Source organism: Flavobacteriales bacterium, from assembly GCA_020635395.1.
Taxonomy (GTDB): Bacteria; Bacteroidota; Bacteroidia; order NS11-12g; family UBA9320; genus UBA987.
In genome coordinates, this window is the sequence record JACJZV010000006.1 from 1 (window position 1) to 2400 (window position 2400).

Below are 2400 nucleotides of genomic sequence, written 5' to 3' on the forward strand. Positions count from 1 at the left end.
TTTAAAATTTCCTGTTTAAACAGTTCCAGATTATGATCGCCAAGCGGAACGGAAATGAGTCCCTCTTTCTCAAAACCTAAATTTTTATTAAAAGCATAATGAACCTGTTTTTGCACAGCCAATGTAAAGGCAATCAGTACAATAAATACCGAAAACTGAAAAACAACCAAGCCTTTACGTGCATAGTTTTTATCGACATTATTACTTTTATTTCCTTTCAAGGTATCAACAAGGTTGAACCGTGAAGTTTTGGCAGCAATTAGTAAGCCTGCTAGTATGCCGGTACCGAGAGAGATAAAAAATAATGTAGCCAGACTGATAGCCATTTGATTGGTCATTTCAATGGTATAACCTTTTCCGAGCATCCGACTGACAAGCGGTAATGAAAACTTTGCAACCATAATTGCGAAAGGCAAAGCAATGAGGGTAATTAACGTAGATTCAAGAATTATTTGTCCAACGATACTTTTTTGTCCTGCTCCGCAAACTTTGCGTACAGCAATATTTTTCAGCTGTGCCATAGCTTTTGCCGAAGCCAGATTTAAATAATTAATTGATGCAACAATAAGAATTAACAAACCGATAATCCCAAAAAGAAACAGCATAGACCAGTTCCCTTGATTATTATTGAAGTTATCCACAATTTTTTCGGAACCAAAATAAATGTCGGAGAATGGTTGAAGTGAAAGAGATAAGGGATAATTTTCTTCTGAATTTTTTTGTCCCAATTCTTGAAGTTTTGTTTCAAGAACTTTTTCATCTGCTCCTTTTTTCAGTAATAGAAAATTAGTAAAAAAAGTGCCGTTCCACTCTTGTCTGAACTCGTTTTCAGAAGGCACCGAACCATCTGTAATCAGCGCATCGGCAAGATTCTTCATTCCAAAGTCGATGCTTGCAATTAACGATGCCTTTATGGTTGAGTTATTGGGAATATCGGCATAAACAGCAACCACTTCCATAGGAAATTCTTTACTTTTGCAACGAATGTTTATCTGTTTCCCGATGGGATCTTCATTTCCAAAATATTTTTTGGATAACTTTTGGCTTAGAAGTATTTTCCTATCCGTTTCGTCGAAATCATCTAGGTTTCCCTGTATAATTTTAACGCCAAGCATGTTAAAAAATTTACTTTCCGTACACAACATGTTGGGTTCATGAATAAATTCCATATTTTGTTTCACCTCAAGGTCCCCAACATTGTATATGTGTAGAAAATTTTCAACTTCTGCAAAATTATTCTTTGCTGTTTCACCAATAATAAATGGGGTCTTTGCCCAAGTCGTATTTGTGTTTTTATCGTAATTTAATACCCTGTAAATTCTGTCCCGATTGGCAAATGAATAGTTATAACTAAATTCATTCAATATAAAAACCAATACAACAGTTACAATTCCCAGCCCGAGAATCAATCCCGCTAAACTTATTAAAGTATTTGCTTTATCGGCTTTTAAATGCCTGAAACAAACAGATAAATTATTTCTCAAATTCATATTAACTCGTTTTTATTCATATCTCAGCGTTTCCACCGGGTTACAGGTTGCCGCCCGCCAACTCTGCCAACTTACGGTAAGCAGTGCAATTCCCAATGCCAGCAAACCTGCCAGAGCAAATATCCACCAACTTAAACTGGTTTTGTAGGCAAAACTTTCAAGCCATTCGTGCATGGCATACCATGCAATGGGCGTAGCAACCACAAAAGCAATGGCTACCCATTTCACAAAATCTTTATTGAGCATTAGCATAATTTCGGAAATCCTAGCACCGTTAATTTTGCGAATACCTATTTCCTTTGTGCGTTGTTTTCCTATTAATAATGATAAGCCAAACAGGCCTAGACATGCAATGGCAATGGCAATTGCAGCAAGCAATCCAATGGTTCTGGAAAACCGAATATCCGATTCGTACATGTTTTTTAATATATCGTCGGTAAACCTAAAGTTAAATGCGGTTGTTCCGCCAGTTGCCGTCCATGTCTTTTTCAGAAAGTCGATGGTTTCCGGCATGTTTTCGGTGCGTAACCGAATGGCAATATCACGGCTCATGCCAGGATTTAATTCAATGATCATCGGGGTTATGGCTTCGCGTAGCGAAAACATATTAAAATTACTAACAACGCCTACTACTTTTCCAAAAGCCGTTTGTTCACCCAAAACATCTTTTAGTCCCAATACTTTAATGGCCAATTCATTTATAAGAACGCCACTGTTATTTTTTTCTCTGTCGAAATCGGAACCCATAATAATTTTCATTCCCATAGTATGGGCAAATCCGTAATCAACAAAAAGAGCATTCATTTTAACCTTCTCATTAGGATCATCGACTTTAGGTATAGATGCGTATATTTTATTATTGGTAGGTGGCATCCATATTGTTCCGCTGGCACTTAACACATTTGGATTC

At 36.9% G+C, this 2400-nt stretch carries 2 protein-coding genes; both read right to left on the reverse strand.

Features of this window, described 5'->3' with window-relative positions; all coding sequences use genetic code 11:
* The coding region (locus tag H6607_13510) for an ABC transporter permease (protein MCB9263384.1) at window positions 1-1484 on the reverse strand (1484 nt) is incomplete at its 3' end.
* 18 nt (window positions 1485-1502) lie between these two features.
* Window positions 1503-2400 (reverse strand): FtsX-like permease family protein (locus H6607_13515; protein MCB9263385.1); only part of this gene is annotated, 898 nt, incomplete at its 5' end.